The following is a 20,632-nucleotide window of genomic DNA, read 5'->3' as shown; positions in this document are numbered from 1 at the left end:
CACGGAACAATTACTTTATTTTTATCTCAGAAAGCTGCAGCGTTCCGTTCGTCGCGATCGTCGGCTTGAATTCCAGCCGCTCTGAAACGCGTGAGAAGCCTACCATGTGGAAAAGCAGGACGTCGGCAACCACGTCGTCATGCAGGTAGGCAAAAAGTTCGGACCAAAGCTTTGCACGTTCATCCCCGACAGCTGCCGACGCGCGCTTGATCAGATCATCGACCTTGGGATCCGAAAAGCCGGATTGAGTGCCTTCCGTCGCATACTTGAAAAACATCGTGAACGACGGGTCGCCCTTCGAGTTGTCATGCATGGATGCAACGATGGTCGGACCACGGCCTTCCTTGAAGGGCTTTGAGTAATATTGCTCGTGCTCGGCCACCTCGACAAACTTCAATTCCACCTTGAAGCCAACATCCTGCAACTGCGCCTGGATCGCCTCCATGATTTCGGTGATATTCGGGAAATTGGCCGTGCGCGCAATGATCGTGATTGGCGTATCAACCGGTTCGCCCGCTGCCCTTGCTTCCTCAAGCAGCTTTTTTGACTGTTCAGGATCGAAGGGGAACACCTTGACATCCTTGTTCCAGCCAAGCGTGGTCGGCGGGACAAGCGCCGTTGCCAGAACCGCCCCGTCCGGCACAAGCGTTCCGATAAAGGCTTGGCGGTCGATAGCGAGATTGAGGGCCTTGCGAACGCGCACGTCGTTCAGCGGTGCGATATTGTGGTCGATACGCAGGTAAACCGTTTCGCTGTCGAGATAGAAAAAATCGGTTGCCGGGTTGGTCGCATCAAGCTGTGAGATAGAGGGTGACAGATCGGCTTCGCCGGTCTGGACCATTGCTGCACGAACGGAGGGATCGGCGCGAAAGAGATAGGTAGCTTGCGTTACTTCGGGCTTTTTGCCCCAATAGTCATCGCGGGCACTCAGGACGATCTCTTGGCCAGGCGTCCAATTGGTCAGCTTATAAGGGCCGGTGCCGATTGGCTCACGGATGAACTCAATCGGCGTTTCTTCCGGTACAATGGTGACAAGCGACATGAGCAGCGGCAGGATCGGCTGGACCGGATCGGCTTTGAAATCGATCGTATAGTCATCAACAACCGTCGGCTCGACCTTCATTCCGCCGAAATATCGGCGCGACTCGCAGGTGATTTTCTCGCTCATGGCACGGTCGAAACTATGCTTGACGTCTTTCGCATCGAAGGTCGTGCCGTCAGAGAATTTTACGCCCTGGCGCAAATGAAAACGCCAGCTGCCGTCTGCATTCTGTTCCCATTTTTCTGCCAGGCGCGGCATGACGCCCTTGCTGCCGCGCACATCGATCTCTGTCAGCGTTTCATTCACGTTCTGCAGGATGATGCGTCCGATATTCGAGCGTGTAGCCATGCAAGGCTCGAGCAAGTCTGCCTCCTCCGGCAGAACGATCTTAATCGAACTTGATCCGGCATGCGCCGGCGACAAGGCTGATCCTAGGATCAGGGTCCCCAACAAAATCATTCTCTTCACGGCATTTCCTCCCTATTAAAATTCCGGTCAAGCTGTTGTGGTTCTTCCAGATCTTGCAACAAACGCTGCACGACAGATAAGCCCGCTCAACTAGGGTCATCAGTGCAACGTGTTTTCCCGCGACAGCAAAGCCGCTTAGCCACGAGCGCAGTCACACCAGTCTTCCGGCATCCTCTTGCCGATCGCCCAAAACATCTACCTTTCACCCAAGTTTGTCAAATTAATTCACTATGTAAATTTTATTTGCCAAGAAATCTCCATTTTTAATATGGAAAATCAATATTTTAATATTTTTATACGTAAAATCTTCCGATTAAAATAACATCAATAAACTTGACAACTTTGAAGTTTTCAAGAATTTCTATTGCAACAGGAGGAGACCAATGACACCTAAAGACATCGCCAGCCGCATGGATGGCCTCATCAGTCATACGTCCCCCGGCCGTGAAGAAGCTTTTCTGCCGTCGCCGATGATTCAGAACCATGCCGCATTTCTTCACATGTTCGCCGATGGCGCGCTTGCGTGCACTTGGTTCGGCGGCACGCTGGAAGGAAAATCGGATATTTCGGTCTTCGCATCAGTTCTGCCGAAAGGCGCCTCGCAGTGGGGTTCGCCCCAGCGCCTCAGCTTCGATACCGCCCGCTCCGAACAGAACCCTGTTTTTTTCGCCGCGCCGGACGGAAGACTATGGCTCTTTCACACATCGCAACCGTCGGGCAATCAGGACGAATGCCGGATAAGAATGGCTGAAATCTTTCGCGGTGGTCCAGATGTGACAACGCTGACTGCAGCAGAGGGCCGCTATCTCGACCTGCCGCAGGGGTGCTTCGTGCGCGCGCCGCTCGTAATCCGGGACGATGGCGCCTGGCTGTTACCGATCTTCCGTTGTATCCAGCGTCCGAACCAGAAATGGAATGGCAGCCATGATACGGCCGCCGTCGGCCTATCGCTGGACGGTGGCGAGACCTGGACGCTGGAGGATGTCGACCAATCGACCGGCTGCGTCCACATGTCACCGGTTGAGATCGATGACGGCAGTTTTGCGGCCTTGTTCAGACGGCGCCAAGCGGATTTTGTCTATCGGACGCAAAGCAATGACGGTGGCCGCACTTGGTCGGCTCCGCAAGCGACCGATGTCCCGAACAACAACTCTTCCATCGCTGCAATCCGCCTTCTCGATGGCCGCCTGGCGATGGTCTGCAACCCTATCAGCGCGGCGCAATCTGCGGACCGCCGGGCATCTCTTTATGATGAGCTCGGAGAAAACGACGCCCGGCCCGACGCCGACCCCACCGGCGGTTGCGTCCCGGTCTGGGGCGTACCCCGCGCTCCGGTGGCACTGTGCCTGTCGTCGGATGGCGGGCGGACCTTTCCGGACCGGATTTTGATCGAGGACGGTCCCGGCACCTGCCTTTCAAACAATTCCACCGATGGACGCAACAAGGAAATGTCCTATCCCTGGCTACTGGAAGGCATGGATGGCGCCCTGCACCTCGCGTACACCTATCACCGACGCGCGATTAAATATGTTCGCCTGGCTCCTGGCTGGGACCGTGCCGACGCAAGGAGACTGTTATGAGCAATATCATCGGAATCACCATGGGCGACCCTTGCGGTGTCGGTCCGGAAATATCGGTGCGCGCTCTTGCCGGCATGACGGCTGAAGAGCGCAAGACCATCCGGATCTACGGCAATCTTATAACCCTTGAGACAGCGCGCGAAGCGCTCGGTCTTGATATCGATCTCACCGCCCATGTCGTCGATCTGCCGATAGAAGGCGCTCCTTTGCCCTGGGGGAAACTCAGCCCTGTGGCGGGCGACGCAGCATTCCGGTTTATCGAGAAAGCAGTACGCGACGCGGAATCCGGTGTCATCGGCTGTATCGTCACGGCACCGATCAACAAGGAAGCGCTCAATCTTGCCGGCCATCACTATGACGGCCACACAGGAATGCTGCGCAGCCTTACCGGATCGACGGCCGCGTACATGCTGCTGGCTTCGGAGCGTTTAAAAGTCATCCACGTTTCCACCCATGTGTCGCTCCAGGAAGCCATCCGCCGTTCCACGACGGAGAGGGTGCTAGCGACAATCCGGGCCGGTAACGCGCATCTGAAACGCACCGGCTATGAGGCCCCGCGCATCGCAGTCGCCGGCATCAATCCGCATTGCGGCGAAAACGGCTTGTTTGGCACCGAAGACGACGACCAGATTGCGCCCGCTGTCGCGGCTGCACGCGCCGAAGGCATCGATGCCTATGGTCCGATTTCCGCAGACACGCTTTTTTACCGCGCCTACGCGGGCGCCTTCGACCTCGTCGTCGCGCAGTATCACGACCAGGGTCACATACCGGTCAAGCTCGTGGCTTTTGATACGGCCGTGAACGTTTCGGTGGACCTTCCGATCGACCGTACCTCGGTCGACCACGGCACTGCCTTCGACATTGCCGGCAAAGGCATTGCCGATCACGGCAACTTGAATTCCGCAATCGCCTATGCCCGCAAGTTGGCGTCCGGCCCCGGCAAGCGAGGATGATATCATGACCATCGCTCCCATCACGCTCCATCAACCGCGCCGGCTCGCCATCGGGGCAGGCACCATCGGCGATGTTGGTTCCTGGGCCGCCGATGCAAAATCGGTCCTTGTCATCGCAACGCCGATTACCGCCGATTTCGTTCCCGGGCTCAAACTGTCCGGCCGTATCACCCTGTTCGATGCCATTCCTGGCGAACCGGACACCACGACACTGGACGCCGCCCTCACTGCAGCAAGACAATGCAAACCAAACCTCGTCATCGGCCTTGGTGGCGGTTCGGTGCTCGATGTCGCCAAGCTCGTCGCCGTGCTGTGGGACAGCGAACAGACACTTGCAGACGTTGCCGGCCCCAACCGGGTCACCGGCCGCCGGACCCGCCTCGGCCAGGTCGCCACCACAGCGGGCACGGGCTCCGAAGCAGGTATCCGTTCGCTGATAACCGATCCCGGCAAAGGCACCAAGATCGCGGTCGAGAGCCCGCACATGATCGCCGATTTGGCTGTCCTCGACCCGGAATTGACCTATTCCGTACCGCCGGCAGTGACCGCCGCCACCGGCGTCGATGCGATGGCGCATTGTGTCGAAGCCTTTACCAACCGCCGGGCGCATCCGATGATTGACGGTTTTGCCCGCATGGGGTTTGGGCTTGTCGGCAAGTATCTTGCGCGTGCCGTCAGGGATGGGACCGATACAAAAGCCCGCGAAAGCATGATGCTTGCCTCCTACTATGGTGGCATTTGCCTTGGACCCGTCAACACGGCTGCGGGCCATGCCATCGCCTACCCGCTCGGTACGCGCCTTCGCCTGCCACACGGCCTGGCGAACGCCATCATCTTTCCGCACGTCCTCGCGTTTAATCAAACGGTAGCGAGGGAAAAGACTGCAGAAGTGGCGGCAGCACTGGGGCTGGGCAAAGATCTCGCCGGGGAACATCTGCTCGATGCGGCCCATGGCTTCTGCCGTGACCTCGGCATCGAGATGTCTCTGGCAGCCCACGGCGCGAAAACAGAGGATCTATCGCTTTATGCCAGTGAAGCGCATGCCAATCGCCGTCTGATGGACAACAACCCTATCGACATGAGCTTGGACGACGTTCTTGATGTCTATCAGGCGGCGTTTTGATACCGTTGTCACAGATTCCCTGGCTCAGCCGGGGCTTTTGTTCGATTTGAACAGGCGCTCGCGCGAACCAACCAGGTGATCAAGCATCAGCTGGTGCGCTTTTGGGCCGTCACGCGCTGTGATGGCATCGGCGATCGCCTCGTGCTCGTCGAAAACGCGTGAAAGGCCGGCGGTTTCACGTTTCAACGACGCCCCGTGGAACCGCATGCCGACGGCGATATGATCCTTCAGCGCTTCCATCGCGGTGAAAAAATAGCTGTTATGGGCTGCGCGGGCGATGGCCAGATGGAACTGGAAATCCGCATCCTCGCGGTGGGACTGCCGATTGGTGGCGTCGCGCATGAGTTCCAATGCCTGGCGGACGGCAATGAGTGTGGCCGCATCGTGACGCTCCGCCGCCGCTGCCGCCGCCGCTGGTTCGACGGTCAATCTGAACTCGTAACAATTCACCAGGTCGGCAACGTTTTCCAGGGTGCCGAATCCAAGCGGCTCCCGCATGCCGACAGCACGAACGAAGCTTCCAGCGCCGCGCCGCGAGTAAATAAACCCCTGATCTCGCAACCGGCGCAGCGCTTCCCTGACGATCGGCCGGGACACCTCGAATTCGATTGCCAGATCGTGTTCCGTCGGCAGCCGCTCGTCCGGCCTGTAGGCACCGGACTTGATCGCACGGTACATGCGATCGAAAACGAGATCGCCCAAGCTCCTGCGTGCTGTTCCTGTCTCCAGTCCCATGTCCTATCCCGTCTTGTGGCGCATTCGGCCTGCAATTTCTTTGAGCGTGTCCGGCTGTCCAAATCCACCGGATTTCGCGATAATGCAATGCCCTTGCGCATGCGCCAAGCCCAGCCCTGGCAAGCATTCACCCAGCAGGCGAAACCCTGCGATCCCCATCTTTTTCAAAATTGCCTCTGCGGTCGCACCACCGGCAAAAAGAATCGTCGATGCGCCGTCTGTCAAGGAAGGGCAGACGCTTTCTGCAAGAGCCTGCGATACCTGCTCGCTACTGACGTTCCCTTCGCCCGGAACGGCCTGCACAAGTGTCAAGGTGCTGCCATCCGCCTTGACGCCGTCAAGGCGACCATCCGGCGCTTTCAAATGGCGGATGGTTTCATCGCGGCATAGAACATCGATTTGGGCCAGCGTGATGTCATCACGCGAGCCAATGACGAAAACGCCCGGCCCCACGGGAACATCGGCGGCAACTGAAGGGGCATTTCCACTCATCCGCTCAGCCAGCGCCTCGGCGAGGCCGCGTGCTCCAACGAGCAAGTCGATGCCGTCTGCCTCCGCCTGCATAAGCGAGCCAACCATCTCATCATGCGTCGAAATGTCGGGGATTTTGGCACGCGCCGCATGCGAACCCAGCCTGCCGGCAACGGATATGGGCCGATCGACACCAAATCCCGTCACGCAGCCGTTTTTGACGATGCGTCCGAAGGCCGGAATTGCGGGAATGACAAGAGCGGTCTTAAAGGGCATGGCGTCCAGTTCGGCAGCAATATGACCCTTGAGACGTGAATCCAACTTCTTGAAGAAACGTGTTCCGGCCGGCACGGCTGCGACCGCAGCCTCAATCTGCCGGCGGGCGGCATCAGCACCGCCCTCGCGAGATGCGAGATTGATCGACAGAATCTGCGGGTTTTTGTCGAGCGCTTGTGCAATTGCGCTGACGCCTAATGCCACTTCCACATGCATACCGCGCGCCGCAAACGGCGCCGCAGAATCCAACGAACCCGTCAGATCGTCAGCAAGAATGGCCAGCATACCGCGCCCCAGATAATGTTGTTATCTTATTTTCCCCATTTCTCATTGAAATGTCAACGAGTTTAGGAATAAGATTACAAATCAACTTGGCTTCTTCCGCCGAACACGGAAAGCAATCAATATAAGGCGCTCGACTGCGTTGCCTTCGGCGTTTAACCAGCCTGCTTCAGCACATCAGGCACGTCCTCGCCTGGGGTCCCGAGCCAGACCTTGAGCTCGCGCAGCCGCGCCTGAATATCGCCGACAGCAATTTCAGAGGTCGGCACGCCACGGCGTGCAGCCAAAGCGGCACCGATCGCAGCCGCTTCGCCGGTCATGGTGCAGGCAGGGACATTCCGGGTGGAACCGAAGGCGATGGCATCAGCCGAAATGCAGCGGCCGGCGATGATGATGTTGTTGATCTTGAGCGGGATCATCGTGCGATAGGGGATGCCATAGCCGATGCCGACGTGATCCATGATGGCTCGGCTGCCGCCGGGCTCATGTACATCGACGGGGGAATTACAAAGGCCGATGGCATCGTCGAACCGGCCATTGCCGCGAACATCGGCTTCAGTAATCGTATATTTTCCGGTGATGCGGCGGGTTTCGCGAATGCCGAGCTTCGGCGCGACCTCAAGAAAGATCGCATCCTCAAACCCTTTGACGAAGCGCTGCAGGAAGTCGAAGGCGCAATAAGCCTGTTTGCGGATTTCGATTTCCGCCTTGCTGAGATCGCGGTCGTCCAGTCCGTTGCCCTGGAAGCGGGTGACGTTAACGCTGATCTCGCCGGGGATCAGACCCGTCTTCATGGTGATGTGGTCTTTCGGGATGATCCAATCGAAGCCGTCCGCCACCTTGTCCTTGATGCGTTGCTGGAAGCCGGTGAGCAAAACGGCCATCGCATAATCTTCATTTCGATTGCCGGCTTCCTTCGGATAGACGACTTCCCACATGTCAGCGCGGTTTGCCTCACAATCGGCGATCAGTGCCGGAACATTGACGTTCAGAACGCGAAAATACGAAGTGATCGGCTGCGTCAGCCCGTCGGCTTCACGGCCAAGCATGAACTCAGCCCCTGCAAGGGCTGCGACATCGCCATCTCCAGACGCATCGATGAATGCCTTGCCCAGTACCAGGCTCTCGCCGGATTTGGTGCGGATGATCAACCCGTGAACTGCATTGTCCTTCATCACCGTCTGCACGGCCATGGCCCTCAGCAGCACTTCGACACCGGCCTCCTCCACCATTTCGATAATGACGCGCTGCATGACTTCGGCATCAAAGGTCCCGGTATACTTGCCCCAGTAGGATTCGCGCACGCGGCCGTCTGCCCCCTTATAGCCGACGCAGCGGTCAAGCATTTCGTGGAAAATCGGCGAATTGATCAGCCCAGTCGGCTTCGTCAGTCTGCCGCCGGTGATCAGGCCACCGAGAAAGCCGGTGCCTTCAAGCAGCAGGACCTTTGCGCCTTCGCGCGCCGCGCGGATGGCAGCGACGATGCCGGAGGAACCGGCGCCGGTGACAACGACATCATACGAGCCGAAGAGGTTCATGGGAGTAGTCCTTTCAGATGCGATGGAAATGGCGAGCGTCTGCCCTGCCCTTACCCGTTGAATTCCATGATGTAGAGACCGGCATTGTAATCGGTTACGTAGATGAGGCCCGTCTTGTCGACGAAGATGTCGCAGGTCTGGATGATCGGCTTCTTGCCGGGACGCTGGTCCATCATCGAGCGCGGCGGCGGCGGCACCAGAGCCCCGACCTCCTTCGGCTGTCGGGCGTTGGCGATGTCGAAGACTCGGACCCCGGCATTCTGCCAGGTCGAAAAGATCAGTGTCGAACTCTGGAAGGTTCCCGGCCGGTTCTCGTGGATATTGTGCGGGCCGTAATGCGCGCCCTTGTGCGGATAATCCGCATCCATTGGCGGCGGCATGGTCGAAACCGGCACCGGATTGGCCGGATCCTTGACGTCGAAAATCCAGATATTCTTCAAGCCGTCCTCAAAATCGTCGAGCACAGCCTCGTCCAGCACAACCAGCAGATCGCGATCGGCGAGCGGTAGGCAATTGTGCGTCCCACCCTGGAACGGCGGCGACCAATTGACATGTTTGATCAGTTTTGGATTGGCGCGATCGGCGACGTCCATCACGACCAGACCGGCATCGCGCCAGGCGCCCCAAGCAATATCTTCGTTGACGAGCGCATGGTGCAATCCGAACTTACGGTTCGCGTCCCATGAGGGCTTTTCACCTGCGGCCTGGTTCATCCCCGGCAGCGCATAACGCCCGGCCTCGCGCGGATGCGACGGATCGGACATGTCGATGGTCATGAAGATGAAATCCGTGTAGCCGTCGAGCAAGGCCGAAACATAGGCCCAGCGGCCGCCCGTGTACCAGATGCGGTGAATGCCGCCTGACACCGGCAGGAAGCCGATCCGCTTCGGCTGACCGGGGCTGGTAATATCGTAGACGGCAAGGCCAGCGTCCCAATTACGGGCGCTCGCTGGCGCTATTGTTCCAAGCGCTGTTCCAGCGGATGCCTTGTAGTAGCTCGCCTCATCGGCAAAGGCAGCATCGGCGAAGACGTCCTTGCCGTGAATCACCAGCAACAGATTATCGGCCACCTGCAGGTGGACATTCCAGGTATTCGGCGGGGCAGCCACATAACCGGCCGGCTTCGGGTTCTTCGGATCCCGCACATCGACGATGGAGAACCCTTGACTGAAAAGATGGCCGATATAGGCGAATCCGTTCTCCACCATGACCTGGATCCCATCGGTACGGCCGCCCTGGTCGCTGTGCCCGATGAGGCGCATGTTGCGGGCATGGTCCGGCGTCATGATATCTGTCGTGTTCACTGCAAGCTCCTGATCGTCAATCGCATTCGGCAGAAATCAGGGATGCGGCGGGCCGCACCCCTGTTGTTCATCGGGGTCAGATCACTTGACCATGTTGCCCCAGTTGTCCTTGCTGTCGACGTTTTCCTTCCAGATCATCACCGGCTGGATCAGCGTTTCCTTGGCAACCGGCTTGCCTGCGAAATGGTTTTCCATTTCGCCAACGATCGAAGAGCCCATCGAGAACGGATTTTGACCGACGTCGGCATCCTGCGTTCCCTCGCGAATACGCTGCAGGCCGAGCGGCGTGCCGTCGAAACCGATGACCGGAATGTGTCCTTCTTCGCCTGGTTTTTTCAGGCGGTCGATCTGGCGGAGCGCCGAGACGACACCGCGGATCATTTCATCATTGTGCGCCCAGATCGCCGAGACATTCGGATCGCGGGTGAACGCATCGACGGTCAGCGTCTGTGCATTGTCGGCGGTCCATTCGGCTTTCAGGGTTTCGATCTTGATGTCCGGATATTTTGCGTCCATCTGATCGTGGAAACCCTTGTAGCGCTTTTCCGACTGGCCGGAACCAATCGCGCCGCGTACTTCCAGCACCAGCCCCTTGCCGCCTGTGACCTTCGCCACGGCATCGGCTGCGGCAGCACCGCCGGCAACATCGTCAAAGGTATTATAGGCGACCCACTCCCCTTCCGGCGGCAGGTTTTCCAGCATGAACAACGGGATCTTGGATTCATTTGCCTTGCGCACCCCGCCCTGCAGCAGCGTCGCGTCGACCGGGTTCAGCAGGATGATGTCCGGCTGCTTGCTGACCACGTCGAGCAATTGTGTTGTCTGGGTGCTGGCATCGCCCTTGCCGTCATAGACCGAGATGGTCATGCCCTTTTCGGCTGCCAGTTTCTTGACGTGATCGACCAGCGTCACCTGGTATTCGTATTGCAGGCCGAAGGCGATATAGGCGAGGCTTTTGCCCTTCAGTGCGCTGTCCTCGGCAAAGGCGGCTGAGCCGAAACCAACGCCTGCGATTGTGAGTGCCGCTGCACCTGCAGCAAGGCTCATAAAAGTCCGTCGTGTCGTCTTTATTGTTGTGTTGATATCCATGGTTTTTCTCCTCCCAATTGGACCACTGCTTCCGGTTGACAGGCAACAGACCTCCGCCATGGGCCGCTTCCGGCCATGAGGTATTGTCGATGCTGTCGCGAAAAGGCACGTTCAAGGATCAGGCCAGGCGTTCTCCATCAACGCGTCCCACCGGCCTGCTTCACAGATGCGGCGATCCGCCCCTGCACCTTGCCATCATGTTTGTTCTGCTAGGACGGCTTGGGCTGTTTGCCGGCTTTCGTTGCGATCACTTTCTTGCGCATGCCCGCCTCCAGATAATTTCGCCGGTAGACATCGAGGGCTGCTGCGGCGGCAATGACCAGTCCGCTCACCACCGAGTCCCAGTTCGGCGGGACGTTCAGGAGATTGACGGCATTTTGCACGAGACCGAGCAGCAGAACGCCGAGCAGCATGCTGCCCATATTGCCTTCACCCCCAAACAGGCTGACACCGCCGATGACGACTGCTGCAATCACCGCAAGTTCCATACCCTGGGCAGCGGTTGCCGCACCGGCCTCGAAGCGAGCGGTGATCAGCAGGCCGGCAACCGCCGACATGAGCCCCGAGATCATGAAGGCTGCGATGATGACACGTTCCGTCTTGATGCCGGCGAGCCGTGCAGCCAGCGGATTGCCGCCGGTGGCATAGACGGAGCGGCCAAATCGCGTGCGCGACAGGACGACCTGGGCAATGGCGGCCAGCACCAGTGTCAGGACAATGACGCCGGGAATACCGAAGATGCGGCTTGCCTGCAGTTCGACGAAAATCTTTGGCACGGGCGCAATATTGGTGCCACCGGAATAGATGTAGGCAAAACCGCGCGCAATCGTCATCGTCGCAAGTGTTGCGATCAATGGCGGTATTCTGAGCTTCGTTACGGCGAGGCCATTAATCATGCCAACGCCCAACCCCGCAACAAGTGCGGCGATGATAGCGATCTCGGGCGGAAAGCCCTGAAACTGGACCAATCCAACGGAAAGCACCGACGACAGGACGAGAACGGAGGCAACCGACAGATCGATGCCGGAGACCAGAATGACGAAGGTCTGACCGATTGCCACAACAGCGATGATGGTTGCAGATTGCAGCACGTTCTCGATATTGCGCATCGTGGCAAAAACCGGGCTGAGCGTGGTCATGACCAGGCTGCCCAGCAGGATGACCGCCATGAGGCCAAGGCTCTGTACGAGGTCGATCAGCGAAAGCCTGCCGCGCAAGGCCGAAAGTCCGCCGGATCGTCGCGGCACGAGATCGGTCATGGGTGTATTCTCCACTGCCATTCCTTCATTCTCCTTGATGGGGTCACTGCGCGCATCGCCGGGATGCAGACATGCAGGCACCACGCTATGAATATGTCTATGCCTTCGGACCGTCCCGAAAGGGCAGTGCCCTACCCGGTTGTGGCAAAGCTCATGATCGTTTCGCTGGTTGCCTCTTCCCGTGTCAGCGACGCGGAAATCCGGCCTGAACGCATCACCAGGACACGATCGGTCAGCGTCAATATTTCCGGCAGTTCCGAACTGATCAGCAAAATCGCCATCCCGCCCTCGGCCAGCCGCAGGATCAGTTCGCTGATTTCCGATTTCGCTCCGACATCGATACCCTTAGTAGGCTCGTCGAGGATCAGAAGTTTAGGCTTACGCGCCAGCCAGCGGGCGAGCACCACCTTTTGCTGGTTACCGCCCGACAGGGTCGAAACACGCGTGTTCGAAGACGGCGTCTTGACCGCCAGCGCCCGGATCTCGCGATCAGCGATCTGCTGCTCCTTGGCCATGTTGAGGAAACCAAAGCTGGAGATGCGATCGAGCAGGCTGAGAGTCACATTGCTTTTGACGCTCATCAAGCCGACCAGCGCCTGCCGCCGGCGGTCTTCCGGGACTAGGCCGATGCCGGCCTCGATGGCGGCCTTGGGATCATTGGGGCGGATCGCATCACCGCCGATCTCGACTGAACCGCTGTCATACGGGTCGATACCGAAGATGCAGGAAGCAAGCTCGCTGCGGCCTGCCCCGACGAGGCCGGACATCCCAACGATCTCACCGGCCCGCACCTCGAAAGAAATATTGCTGAGGACATTGTCGCGAGAAAGATTGCTGACCCTCAAAACGACATCTCCGACGGGCCGCTTGCTGATGACGGTATCGCGAACCTCGCGGCCGACCATCATCCGGATGACCTTGTCATGATCGAGTTCCGAAATCGGCCGGCTGCCGACAAGGCGGCCGTCGCGCAGCACCGTCACGCGGTCGGCGATCCTGAAAACCTCATCCAGCCAATGGGACACGAACACGATAGCCATGCCCTTGCTTTTTAAATCATCCACAACCGCAAAGAGCCGGTCAATTTCGGGTGGCGACAACGACGTGGTCGGCTCGTCCATGATCAGCACTTTGGAATCCTCGGAGATCGCCCTGGCGATCTCGACGAGTTGCTGGTCTGCGGACGACAAACGCCCAGCGGGTGTCGATGGGTTGAGATGCGGGGCAACGCGCGCAAGCGCGGCTGCGGCCTTATCCCGTTGACGCCGCATCTGCAGCCAGCCATAGCGCGTCGGCCAGCGGCCAAGCATGATGTTTTCCGCCACCGACATGGCCGGAACGAGATGCGCATCCTGGTGAATGGTCGCGACGCCAATATGGTGCGCAGACGAAGGATCGGCATGCAGAACCGCGCCATCAACGGTGATCTCGCCGCTGTCCGGCGCATAAAAGCCCGCCATCATCTTGATCAGAGTGGATTTGCCGGCACCATTTTCGCCAAGCAGCGCGGTGACCTCTCCAGAACGCACGTCGAAATCGACATTGTCGAGCGCCAGAACGCCGGGAAACGACTTGGTAATCCCGCGTGCCACCAGCACGAGGCGCGGTGCCTCGTCATGCACGGCCAAAGCAACGCTGCCGGCAGCGCTCATGACATCCACCCGGAAAGGGCACACTTGCCTCTGGCGATCACGTGCATCGAATTCCTCCCTCACCCATCACCGGCTCCTCCAGAAAACAGATGCAAACCGAAAGAGCATGACCCGTTCGCTGCAATGACCGGCACGCTATTGTTCCGTTATCGGCTTGTCAACTGGTAGTTATAGCGGACCAGTTGATTTTTCGTTGCGGGGGCCGCTCTGACACGATTCAGGTTAAGGATGCGATGGAAATTTCGAGGCCGGGGAAGTATGCGGCTTCCGCGTCAAAACGGCCGCTGCTTTCGCATCTGCAACAAAATGGCATTAATTATGAAAATACAAATATTTGATAGATAAAAATTTTCCAGGAAACGTTTCCGCACGACAGGGAAACCGGCTTCGCGTTCGCGCCGCATGATGCGATATTTTTGGAAGTGGAACTCGCGAATTTATTTTTTTACACGTGACAGCGGCAAATCTTTGGTTTAACTGGTCCAACGAACAGTCCAGTTGTTGGTGAGCATATGTCAGCGCCGCTTTCTCCTTTACATGAAACAATCCACAAGCAGACCGCCAAAGAAATGATCCGCGACAAGATCGTTTCCATGATTGCTTCGGGTATCCTGCAGGTGGGTGACGAACTGCCCAGCGAGCGCGAACTGGCGACAATGCTGATGGTCAGCCGCGAAACCGTACGCGGCGCGGTGCAACGCTTGGCCGCCGAAGGTATCGTCCAGGTATCACAAGGCGCACGCACGCGGGTGGCAAGGGTAGACGTCGAGGTCAGCACCCAAAGAATCGGCGTCACCAACCCCACGTCGATCAACGGCTATAGTTTGGATGCTGTCCACGCCGCCCGCCTTCTGGTCGAAACGGCCGTGGTTGCCGACGCGGCCAAGCATCTCAGCGATGACGACATCCGGCGGCTGGAGGATTCCATCGCGGCCCAGCAGATGGCTTGCAATGATCCCGTCCGCTTTCTCATCTGTGACCGGGAATTCCATCTAACGATCTACTACGCATCATCGAACCGGCTGCTCGCCGATTTCGTCGTCGATCTCTATACCTATATGCTTGACCACCGGCGCATTGCCATGGCCCAGCCTGGCGCCATCGAAAAGAGCCTGGAGGACCACCGGTTCATCGTTCGCGCGCTCAAAATGCGCAACCCCGATGCTGTATCGGCCGCTTTCTCAGAGCATATCCTGCGCATCCACGATACCAGCCTTGCGGTCGATGAAGGAAAAAGCGTCAGGACGGCGCGCCCCTTTAGCGTCACGGACGGCAACAAGGAGTCCGTCTGACATGAACATATTGATCATTGGCGCCGCCGGCATGCTTGGCCGCAAACTTGTCCATGCGCTGATTGCCAAGGGCACGGTTGTCGACCGGCCCATCCGTCGTCTGGTGCTTGCAGACATTACGGCACCGGAGCGGCCGGACTTCAATGGCGAGATCGAAACGATTGCCGCCGATCTGTCGCTGCCGGGTACGGCCGAACAATTGATCGCATCGCGACCGGACCTGATCTGCCATCTGGCAGCCATCGTCTCGGGCGAGGCAGAAGCCGATTTTGAGAAAGGCTACCGTGTCAATCTGGACGGTACCCGGGCGCTGTTTGAAGCTATCCGGATTGCCGGGCAAACAGACGCCTATTGCCCCAAGGTGGTATTTACGTCCTCGATCGTCGTCTTCGGAGAGCCTCTGCCGGATGTCATTGGCGACGACCATTGCCTGACGCCCCTGACCAGCTACGGAACCCAGAAAGCTATCGGTGAATTGTTGCTCGCCGATTATTCCCGTCGCGGCTTTCTGGATGGTATCGGCATTCGTCTGCCGACCATTTCCATCCGGCCCGGCAAGCCCAATAAGGCAGCATCCGGCTTCTTTTCCAGCATATTACGGGAGCCGCTGATCGGCGAAGAGGCCGTGCTTCCGGTCAGCGACACCGTGCGCCATTGGTTTGCCAGCCCGCGCGCGGCCGTGGACTTCATCGTGCACGCCTGCGAACTGAATACCGACCAGCTTGGGTCCCGCCGTACGCTGACCATGCCAGGCCTTTCGGCCACAGTCGGCGACCAGATCGAAGCGTTGCGCCGCGTGGCCGGCGATGACGCCGCCAAACTCATCCGCCGCGAAGCCAACAAGACCGTTGCCGATATCATCTCCGGCTGGCCGCAGAGTTTTGATGCGAAACGCGCCGAAGCACTTGGTTTCAAGGCTGAAATATCGTTCGATGACATCATTCGCGTCCATATCGAGGACGAACTGGGCAATACGCTGCCGGCTCGGGAGCGAGCGTAACATGCTGCTGGGTGCTGTAGCCGACGATTTCACCGGGGCAAGCGACCTTGCCAATACCCTTGCCAAAGGCGGCATGGCAACGACGCTTTTTGTCGGGCCGAACGGAGAGACGGGCGACTGCGAAGCCGGTGTGGTCGCGCTGAAAACCCGCTCCATTCCGGCGAACGAAGCAGTCGCCCAGTCTGTGGAGGCCGCGCGTTGGCTGCTCGCGCAGGGCTGCCAGCAAATCCTCTTCAAATATTGCTCGACATTCGATTCGACACCGTCCGGCAATATCGGGCCGGTGGCAGAAGCCCTTCTTGATCTTCTAGGGGCAAACGTGGCAATCGTTTGCCCCGCATTTCCGGCGACAGGCCGCCGGATCTTCATGGGACATCTCTTCGTCGGCGACCGGCTGCTCAACGAGTCCGGTATGGAAAATCATCCCCTGACGCCGATGACCGACCCTGATCTGCGCCGCTGGCTTCGGCGGCAGACACAAGGCGAGGTCGGCCATGTCTCGCTTGATAGCATTCGCGCCGGCAAAACTGTCCTGGCGGAAGCGATAGCTGCGCAAAGCCACGCCTCCAGGCGGTTGATCGTGGCCGACGCGATTGCCGACGATGATCTGCATGCGCTCGGCAAGGCAGCGGCAGAGCATAAGCTCATCACCGGCGGCTCGGGCATTGCTATCGGTTTACCGCAGAATTTTCGCGATCAAGGCCGACTGTCGAACGAGAAGATTTCATTCCCTGAAGTCAGCGGACCCGGAATCGCGCTGTGCGGTTCCTGTTCGTCCGCATCGCAAAAACAGGTCGGCCAATACCTCAAGGACCGGCCCGGCCTTGCCATTCACCCAGGCGCCTTGATGAAGGGCCAGATGGACGTGCCCCGCGCGCTCGATTGGATCAACAGCCGGAAGGACCACGAGCCGATGATCTACTCGACGGCTGACCCGGCCGCCGTCTCAGATGCGCAGGCCCATTTCGGTCGTGACGTGGTCGCCGCGGCCATCGAACAGTTCTTTGGGGATCTCGCCCGGACGCTCGCAGACAACGGCACTCGCCGCATCGTCGTCGGTGGCGGCGAAACCTCCGGCGCTGTCGTCGAGGCTCTGCGGCTGCAGAGCCTGCAGATCGGCGCGGAGATCGATCCGGGCGTTCCAGCACTGTTTGCCGATCGCAACGGTCCGATCGGAATTGCGTTGAAGAGCGGCAATTTCGGCTCCGAAGATTTCTTTGCTAAAGCCATAAAGAGGGTCGGACACGCATGAACGAGAATGAACTTCGCCACGACATCGTCAAATGGGGACGCTCGCTGTTTGAGCGTGGACTGACGGCTGGATCCTCGGGGAATATTTCGGTCCGGCTGGACGACGGATATCTCACCACACCGACGAATTCTTGCCTCGGGTTCCTCGATCCATCACGTCTAAGCCGGCTCGACGTTGCCGGCCGGCAGATTTCTGGTGATGTGCCGACAAAGGAACTGCCGCTGCATTTCGCATTCTATGAGCAGCGCCCGCAGGCCCGCGCCGTCGTTCATCTGCATTCCACCCATGCCACGGCGCTGTCCTGCCTTTCGGATGTCGATCCGCTGGACGCGGTACCCCCGATTACCCCCTATGTGGTCATGCGGGTTGGGCGTGTGCCCATCGTTGCCTACACGAGACCTGGCTCCGCCGATATCAAGCCGCTGATCGAAAAGATCGCCGGAAGCCACGCGGCAGCACTCTTGCAAAATCATGGCCCCATCGTTGCCGGCAACACATTGGATGCAGCCGTGTTTGCCATTGAGGAACTGGAGGAGGCCGCCAAGCTTGTCTTTCTGACACGCGGCATGGCGGTAAGAATGCTGGACCAAAATGCGATTGCCGATCTCGATCAACATTTCAAACTGAAGTGAACCTATGCCGCGTTTTTCAGCAAATCTCGGTTTTCTCTGGCCGGATAGGCCGCTTCTTGAGCGTGTCGAAGCTGCGGCAAATGCGGGTTTCAAAGCGATTGAGCTACATTGGCCGTACGACGTTCCAGCAGAGGCCGTTCGCGCGGCTTGTCTGAAACATGAGCTTATTCTTCTTGGTTTGAACACCGCGACTGGCGACGCAGCCAAGGGTGAGTTCGGTTTAGCAGCACTTGCTGGGCGGCGCGATGATTTCAAAGCGTCCCTCGATCAGGCGATCGCTTACGCGCACGCCTCCGGAGCTTCCTCCATCCATGTGATGGCCGGCGTGGTACCGGCTGATGGCAAGGAGCAGGCGCGCCGCATTTTTGCGGAAAATCTGTCCCTGGCAGCGGAAAAGGCTCCTGATCTGACCATTTTGCTGGAGCCGATCAATCAACGTGACAAGCCGGGCTATTTCTATTCGACGATCGGGGAAGCGGCATCGCTGATTGATGAGATCGGTCTGGCGAACATCAAAATCATGTTCGATGTCTACCATGTCGGCGTCAGCGAGGGCGATATCCTCACGAGATTACGAAAATACTTGCCGCTCATCGGCCATATTCAGATCGCTGCCGTGCCCAGCCGGGCTGAGCCCGACGAAGGGGAAATAGCCTATCCCGCAATTTTTAAAGAACTTGATCGGCTTGGCTACACGGGTTGGGTCGGGTGCGAATACAGGCCTCGAGCGGGAACGGACGAAGGATTGGGTTGGACCAGCGCTTTGGGTATTTCACTTTGAGGCTGTGTCGGCATCTTTAAAATGGGGACATAAATGCTAGCGACCAAGACATCTCTCACCATCGCAGCCGCCAAGGCCATCGCTGAAGCTTGTGAAAAACAAGCCAAGTCTAGGGGGCTTCGCGTTGTTATTGCAATTGTGGATGATGGCGGCCATCTTCTGCTTCTTCATCGCGACGACGGATCTCAAGTCGGCAGTGTTGAGATCGCAACCCTGAAAGCCCGTACGGCTGTGTTGTTTCGCCGGAATACAAAAGCCTTTCAGGATGTGGTTGAGGGCGAAGGACGTTATGCGCTTCTTTGCATTCCAAACGGCATTCCGCTCGACGGCGGCGTTCTCCTCAAGGCCGGCGAAGAGATCATCGGTGCAATCGGCGTTAGCGGCGCGAGTGACGAGGATGACGGCGATATCGGACGTGTCGGTGCGGCGATCCTTGCATCGGCAAAGTAGCCGGGTCATCCGATCGTCAAAGAAGGCCCTCGGTCATTGATTGGATAAACGCCATGGACTGGTTTCCAATGGTTGAGCTTGAGCCCCTGGCAATCCATCGGATTTGGATCGACGGGCAATGCGAGGGCCGTCCTTATACCCTAAGGCTGCGACGTCAGTCGCCGTGGCGAAGAAAGGCCGCGTAAAGCAGTACTGTGCAGTTTTGCTCAGAGCGAAGAAGCGGCGCGCGCGACGCTGCGGATGTCAGCGCGGTCGATACCCAGATCGTGCAGTTCGCGTGCGCTCATGCGCCCCAGTTCGATAATGGTTTGGCGGTACTTACGCCAAGCGTTGAAAGAGCGCGCGACATTCATGATGATCCCTTTCCCGAAGGTCCGTTGGACGTCCGGAACCGCGTCGGGTTCCGCCGTCTTTCATGTCGTCATCATAATTGCTCGCGTCTTGCCCGAATATCGACATTGCATCAGGCCAGCCATGCACAAAACGCATTGCGCATTAATCATTGCTTAAAAAGCCGCCTTTTATGGCTGGCCACGGTTCAACAAGTCGTAGGACCGGATCACCTGGCTGTCGTCGATTGCGCCATCGCCCCGCCCGCTGGTGGCGAGAAACATCTGGTAGGCGGCAGCGGCAAGCGGGAGTGCGGCTTTTGCCTCACGGCCGGCCTCCAGAACGAGACCGAGATCCTTCACGAAGATATCAATAGTGCTTGTCACGGCAGGATCGTCCTGCAGCATGCGAGGTCCGCGATCCTTCAGCATCCAGCTTGCGGCCGCAGATCCGCTGAGAATTTCGAGAATGACCTTCGGGTCGATGCCGACCTTGTTGGCAAGGGCAAAGCCTTCAGCGGCAACGGCGATATGGACGCCGCAGAGCAACTGGTTGACCACCTTCACCGTCGCGCCCTGCCCGGCCTCGGTTCCGACATGAAAAAGCTTGTCGCCCAAGGCCCGCAAGACGGGCTCCATCCGCTCGAAAGCCGCCTTTGGCGCTCCAACCATAATGCTGAGCGTGGCCGCCTCTGCTCCCGCGACACCGCCGGACACTGGCGCATCCAGAAACGAGCGCCCCGTCTTTTCGACGCGCGCGGCCATGGTTTTGACCGCGCCCGGCGGGCAGGTGGCCATCAATACGACGGTACCAGCCGGCGCGAGCGCGTCGAGTACGCCGCCCTCAAACAGAGCCTGTTCAGCCTGAGCTGCATTGACGACCATGAGAATAACCGCATCTGCACCGGCCGCCGCCGCTTGCGCCGTAACGGCAGGCTTACCGCCATTGGCAGCAAACGCAGCCACGGCGTTCGAATTGAGATCGTATCCGGCAAGCGGGAAGCCTGCCGAGATCAGATTGCGGGCCATGGGCGTGCCCATGGAACCAAGGCCGATAAAGGCAATGTTCATATCGGATTTCCTCGAAATAAGCCGTCCGGCCTGGTTCGGGGAACCTCGTCATC

General features: G+C 58.6%; 19 protein-coding genes. 9 read left to right on the top strand and 10 right to left on the bottom strand.

Annotation, left to right across the window (positions count from 1 at the left end):
* Positions 1 to 10: 10 nt before the first annotated feature.
* Positions 11 to 1,501, bottom strand: a complete 1,491-nt coding sequence (locus tag PYR65_RS23215; protein WP_407951353.1) for an ABC transporter substrate-binding protein — start codon at positions 1,499 to 1,501, stop codon at positions 11 to 13.
* A 392-nt stretch (positions 1,502 to 1,893) separates the two neighbouring features.
* Between PYR65_RS23215 and PYR65_RS23210 the strand changes: the two genes are divergently transcribed.
* Genes PYR65_RS23210 through PYR65_RS23200 form a run of 3 tightly spaced genes read left to right on the top strand, consistent with a single transcriptional unit; the run spans position 1,894 to position 5,166 of the window.
* Entirely contained in the window at positions 1,894 to 3,090 is a 1,197-nt protein-coding gene (locus PYR65_RS23210) for a sialidase family protein (RefSeq protein WP_276121766.1), read from the top strand.
* Entirely contained in the window at positions 3,087 to 4,043 is a 957-nt protein-coding gene (gene pdxA / locus PYR65_RS23205; protein ID WP_276121765.1) for a 4-hydroxythreonine-4-phosphate dehydrogenase PdxA, read from the top strand. Before PYR65_RS23210 ends, pdxA begins: the two co-directional genes overlap by 4 nt.
* A gap of 4 nt (positions 4,044 to 4,047) precedes the next feature.
* Positions 4,048 to 5,166 (top strand): iron-containing alcohol dehydrogenase, encoded by a 1,119-nt coding sequence (locus PYR65_RS23200; RefSeq protein WP_276121764.1) that lies wholly within the window; start codon positions 4,048 to 4,050, stop codon positions 5,164 to 5,166.
* Positions 5,167 to 5,190: 24 nt separating this feature from the next.
* Here the strand turns inward: PYR65_RS23200 and PYR65_RS23195 are convergent, their stop codons facing one another.
* The 7 genes from PYR65_RS23195 to PYR65_RS23165 form a co-directional block, all read right to left on the bottom strand.
* Positions 5,191 to 5,901 (bottom strand): FadR/GntR family transcriptional regulator, encoded by a 711-nt coding sequence (locus PYR65_RS23195; RefSeq protein ID WP_060637466.1) that lies wholly within the window; start codon positions 5,899 to 5,901, stop codon positions 5,191 to 5,193.
* Between the two features lie 3 nt (positions 5,902 to 5,904).
* The gene (locus PYR65_RS23190; RefSeq protein WP_276121763.1) at positions 5,905 to 6,933 is read right to left on the bottom strand and encodes a four-carbon acid sugar kinase family protein; all 1,029 of its coding nucleotides are present in this window, start codon (positions 6,931 to 6,933) and stop codon (positions 5,905 to 5,907) included.
* A 152-nt stretch (positions 6,934 to 7,085) separates the two neighbouring features.
* The gene (locus tag PYR65_RS23185; RefSeq protein ID WP_276121762.1) at positions 7,086 to 8,468 is read right to left on the bottom strand and encodes an FAD-dependent oxidoreductase; all 1,383 of its coding nucleotides are present in this window, start codon (positions 8,466 to 8,468) and stop codon (positions 7,086 to 7,088) included.
* Between the two features lie 50 nt (positions 8,469 to 8,518).
* Entirely contained in the window at positions 8,519 to 9,754 is a 1,236-nt protein-coding gene (locus PYR65_RS23180; RefSeq protein WP_276121794.1) for an LVIVD repeat-containing protein, read from the bottom strand.
* Positions 9,755 to 9,853: 99 nt separating this feature from the next.
* Entirely contained in the window at positions 9,854 to 10,861 is a 1,008-nt protein-coding gene (locus PYR65_RS23175) for a sugar ABC transporter substrate-binding protein (protein ID WP_060637469.1), read from the bottom strand.
* 209 nt (positions 10,862 to 11,070) lie between these two features.
* Positions 11,071 to 12,141, bottom strand: a complete 1,071-nt coding sequence (locus PYR65_RS23170; RefSeq protein ID WP_276121761.1) for an ABC transporter permease — start codon at positions 12,139 to 12,141, stop codon at positions 11,071 to 11,073.
* Between the two features lie 110 nt (positions 12,142 to 12,251).
* A complete protein-coding gene (locus tag PYR65_RS23165) occupies positions 12,252 to 13,772 on the bottom strand; it encodes a sugar ABC transporter ATP-binding protein (protein WP_276121760.1) in 1,521 nt (506 codons plus the stop codon).
* 569 nt (positions 13,773 to 14,341) lie between these two features.
* Between PYR65_RS23165 and PYR65_RS23160 the strand changes: the two genes are divergently transcribed.
* Genes PYR65_RS23160 through PYR65_RS23135 form a run of 6 tightly spaced genes read left to right on the top strand, consistent with a single transcriptional unit; the run spans position 14,342 to position 19,179 of the window.
* The gene (locus PYR65_RS23160; RefSeq protein WP_244490129.1) at positions 14,342 to 15,064 is read left to right on the top strand and encodes a FadR/GntR family transcriptional regulator; all 723 of its coding nucleotides are present in this window, start codon (positions 14,342 to 14,344) and stop codon (positions 15,062 to 15,064) included.
* A gap of 1 nt (position 15,065) precedes the next feature.
* The gene (gene denD, locus PYR65_RS23155) at positions 15,066 to 16,064 is read left to right on the top strand and encodes a D-erythronate dehydrogenase (RefSeq protein ID WP_276121759.1); all 999 of its coding nucleotides are present in this window, start codon (positions 15,066 to 15,068) and stop codon (positions 16,062 to 16,064) included.
* A gap of 1 nt (position 16,065) precedes the next feature.
* Entirely contained in the window at positions 16,066 to 17,316 is a 1,251-nt protein-coding gene (gene otnK / locus PYR65_RS23150) for a 3-oxo-tetronate kinase (protein ID WP_276121758.1), read from the top strand.
* Positions 17,313 to 17,948 carry a 3-oxo-tetronate 4-phosphate decarboxylase gene (gene otnC / locus PYR65_RS23145; protein WP_276121757.1) on the top strand — a complete coding sequence of 212 codons (636 nt, stop codon included), beginning with the start codon at positions 17,313 to 17,315 and terminating at the stop codon, positions 17,946 to 17,948. The genes otnK and otnC overlap by 4 nt, the downstream gene beginning before the upstream one ends.
* A gap of 4 nt (positions 17,949 to 17,952) precedes the next feature.
* Positions 17,953 to 18,729 carry a hydroxypyruvate isomerase family protein gene (locus tag PYR65_RS23140; protein WP_276121756.1) on the top strand — a complete coding sequence of 259 codons (777 nt, stop codon included), beginning with the start codon at positions 17,953 to 17,955 and terminating at the stop codon, positions 18,727 to 18,729.
* 33 nt (positions 18,730 to 18,762) lie between these two features.
* Positions 18,763 to 19,179 carry a GlcG/HbpS family heme-binding protein gene (locus PYR65_RS23135; RefSeq protein WP_276121755.1) on the top strand — a complete coding sequence of 139 codons (417 nt, stop codon included), beginning with the start codon at positions 18,763 to 18,765 and terminating at the stop codon, positions 19,177 to 19,179.
* Between the two features lie 206 nt (positions 19,180 to 19,385).
* On the opposite strand, the gene PYR65_RS23130 is transcribed toward PYR65_RS23135, so the two are convergent.
* A complete protein-coding gene (locus PYR65_RS23130; protein WP_276121754.1) occupies positions 19,386 to 19,532 on the bottom strand; it encodes a DUF1127 domain-containing protein in 147 nt (48 codons plus the stop codon).
* Positions 19,533 to 19,700: 168 nt separating this feature from the next.
* Positions 19,701 to 20,579, bottom strand: a complete 879-nt coding sequence (locus PYR65_RS23125) for an NAD(P)-dependent oxidoreductase (protein ID WP_276121753.1) — start codon at positions 20,577 to 20,579, stop codon at positions 19,701 to 19,703.
* Between the last annotated feature and the right edge of the window lie 53 nt (positions 20,580 to 20,632).

Source organism: Pararhizobium qamdonense, from assembly GCF_029277445.1.
GTDB lineage: Bacteria > Pseudomonadota > Alphaproteobacteria > Rhizobiales > Rhizobiaceae > Pararhizobium > Pararhizobium qamdonense.
Note: the sequence above shows the minus strand (reverse complement) of the source record. Positions and strands in the feature narration are given on the sequence as shown.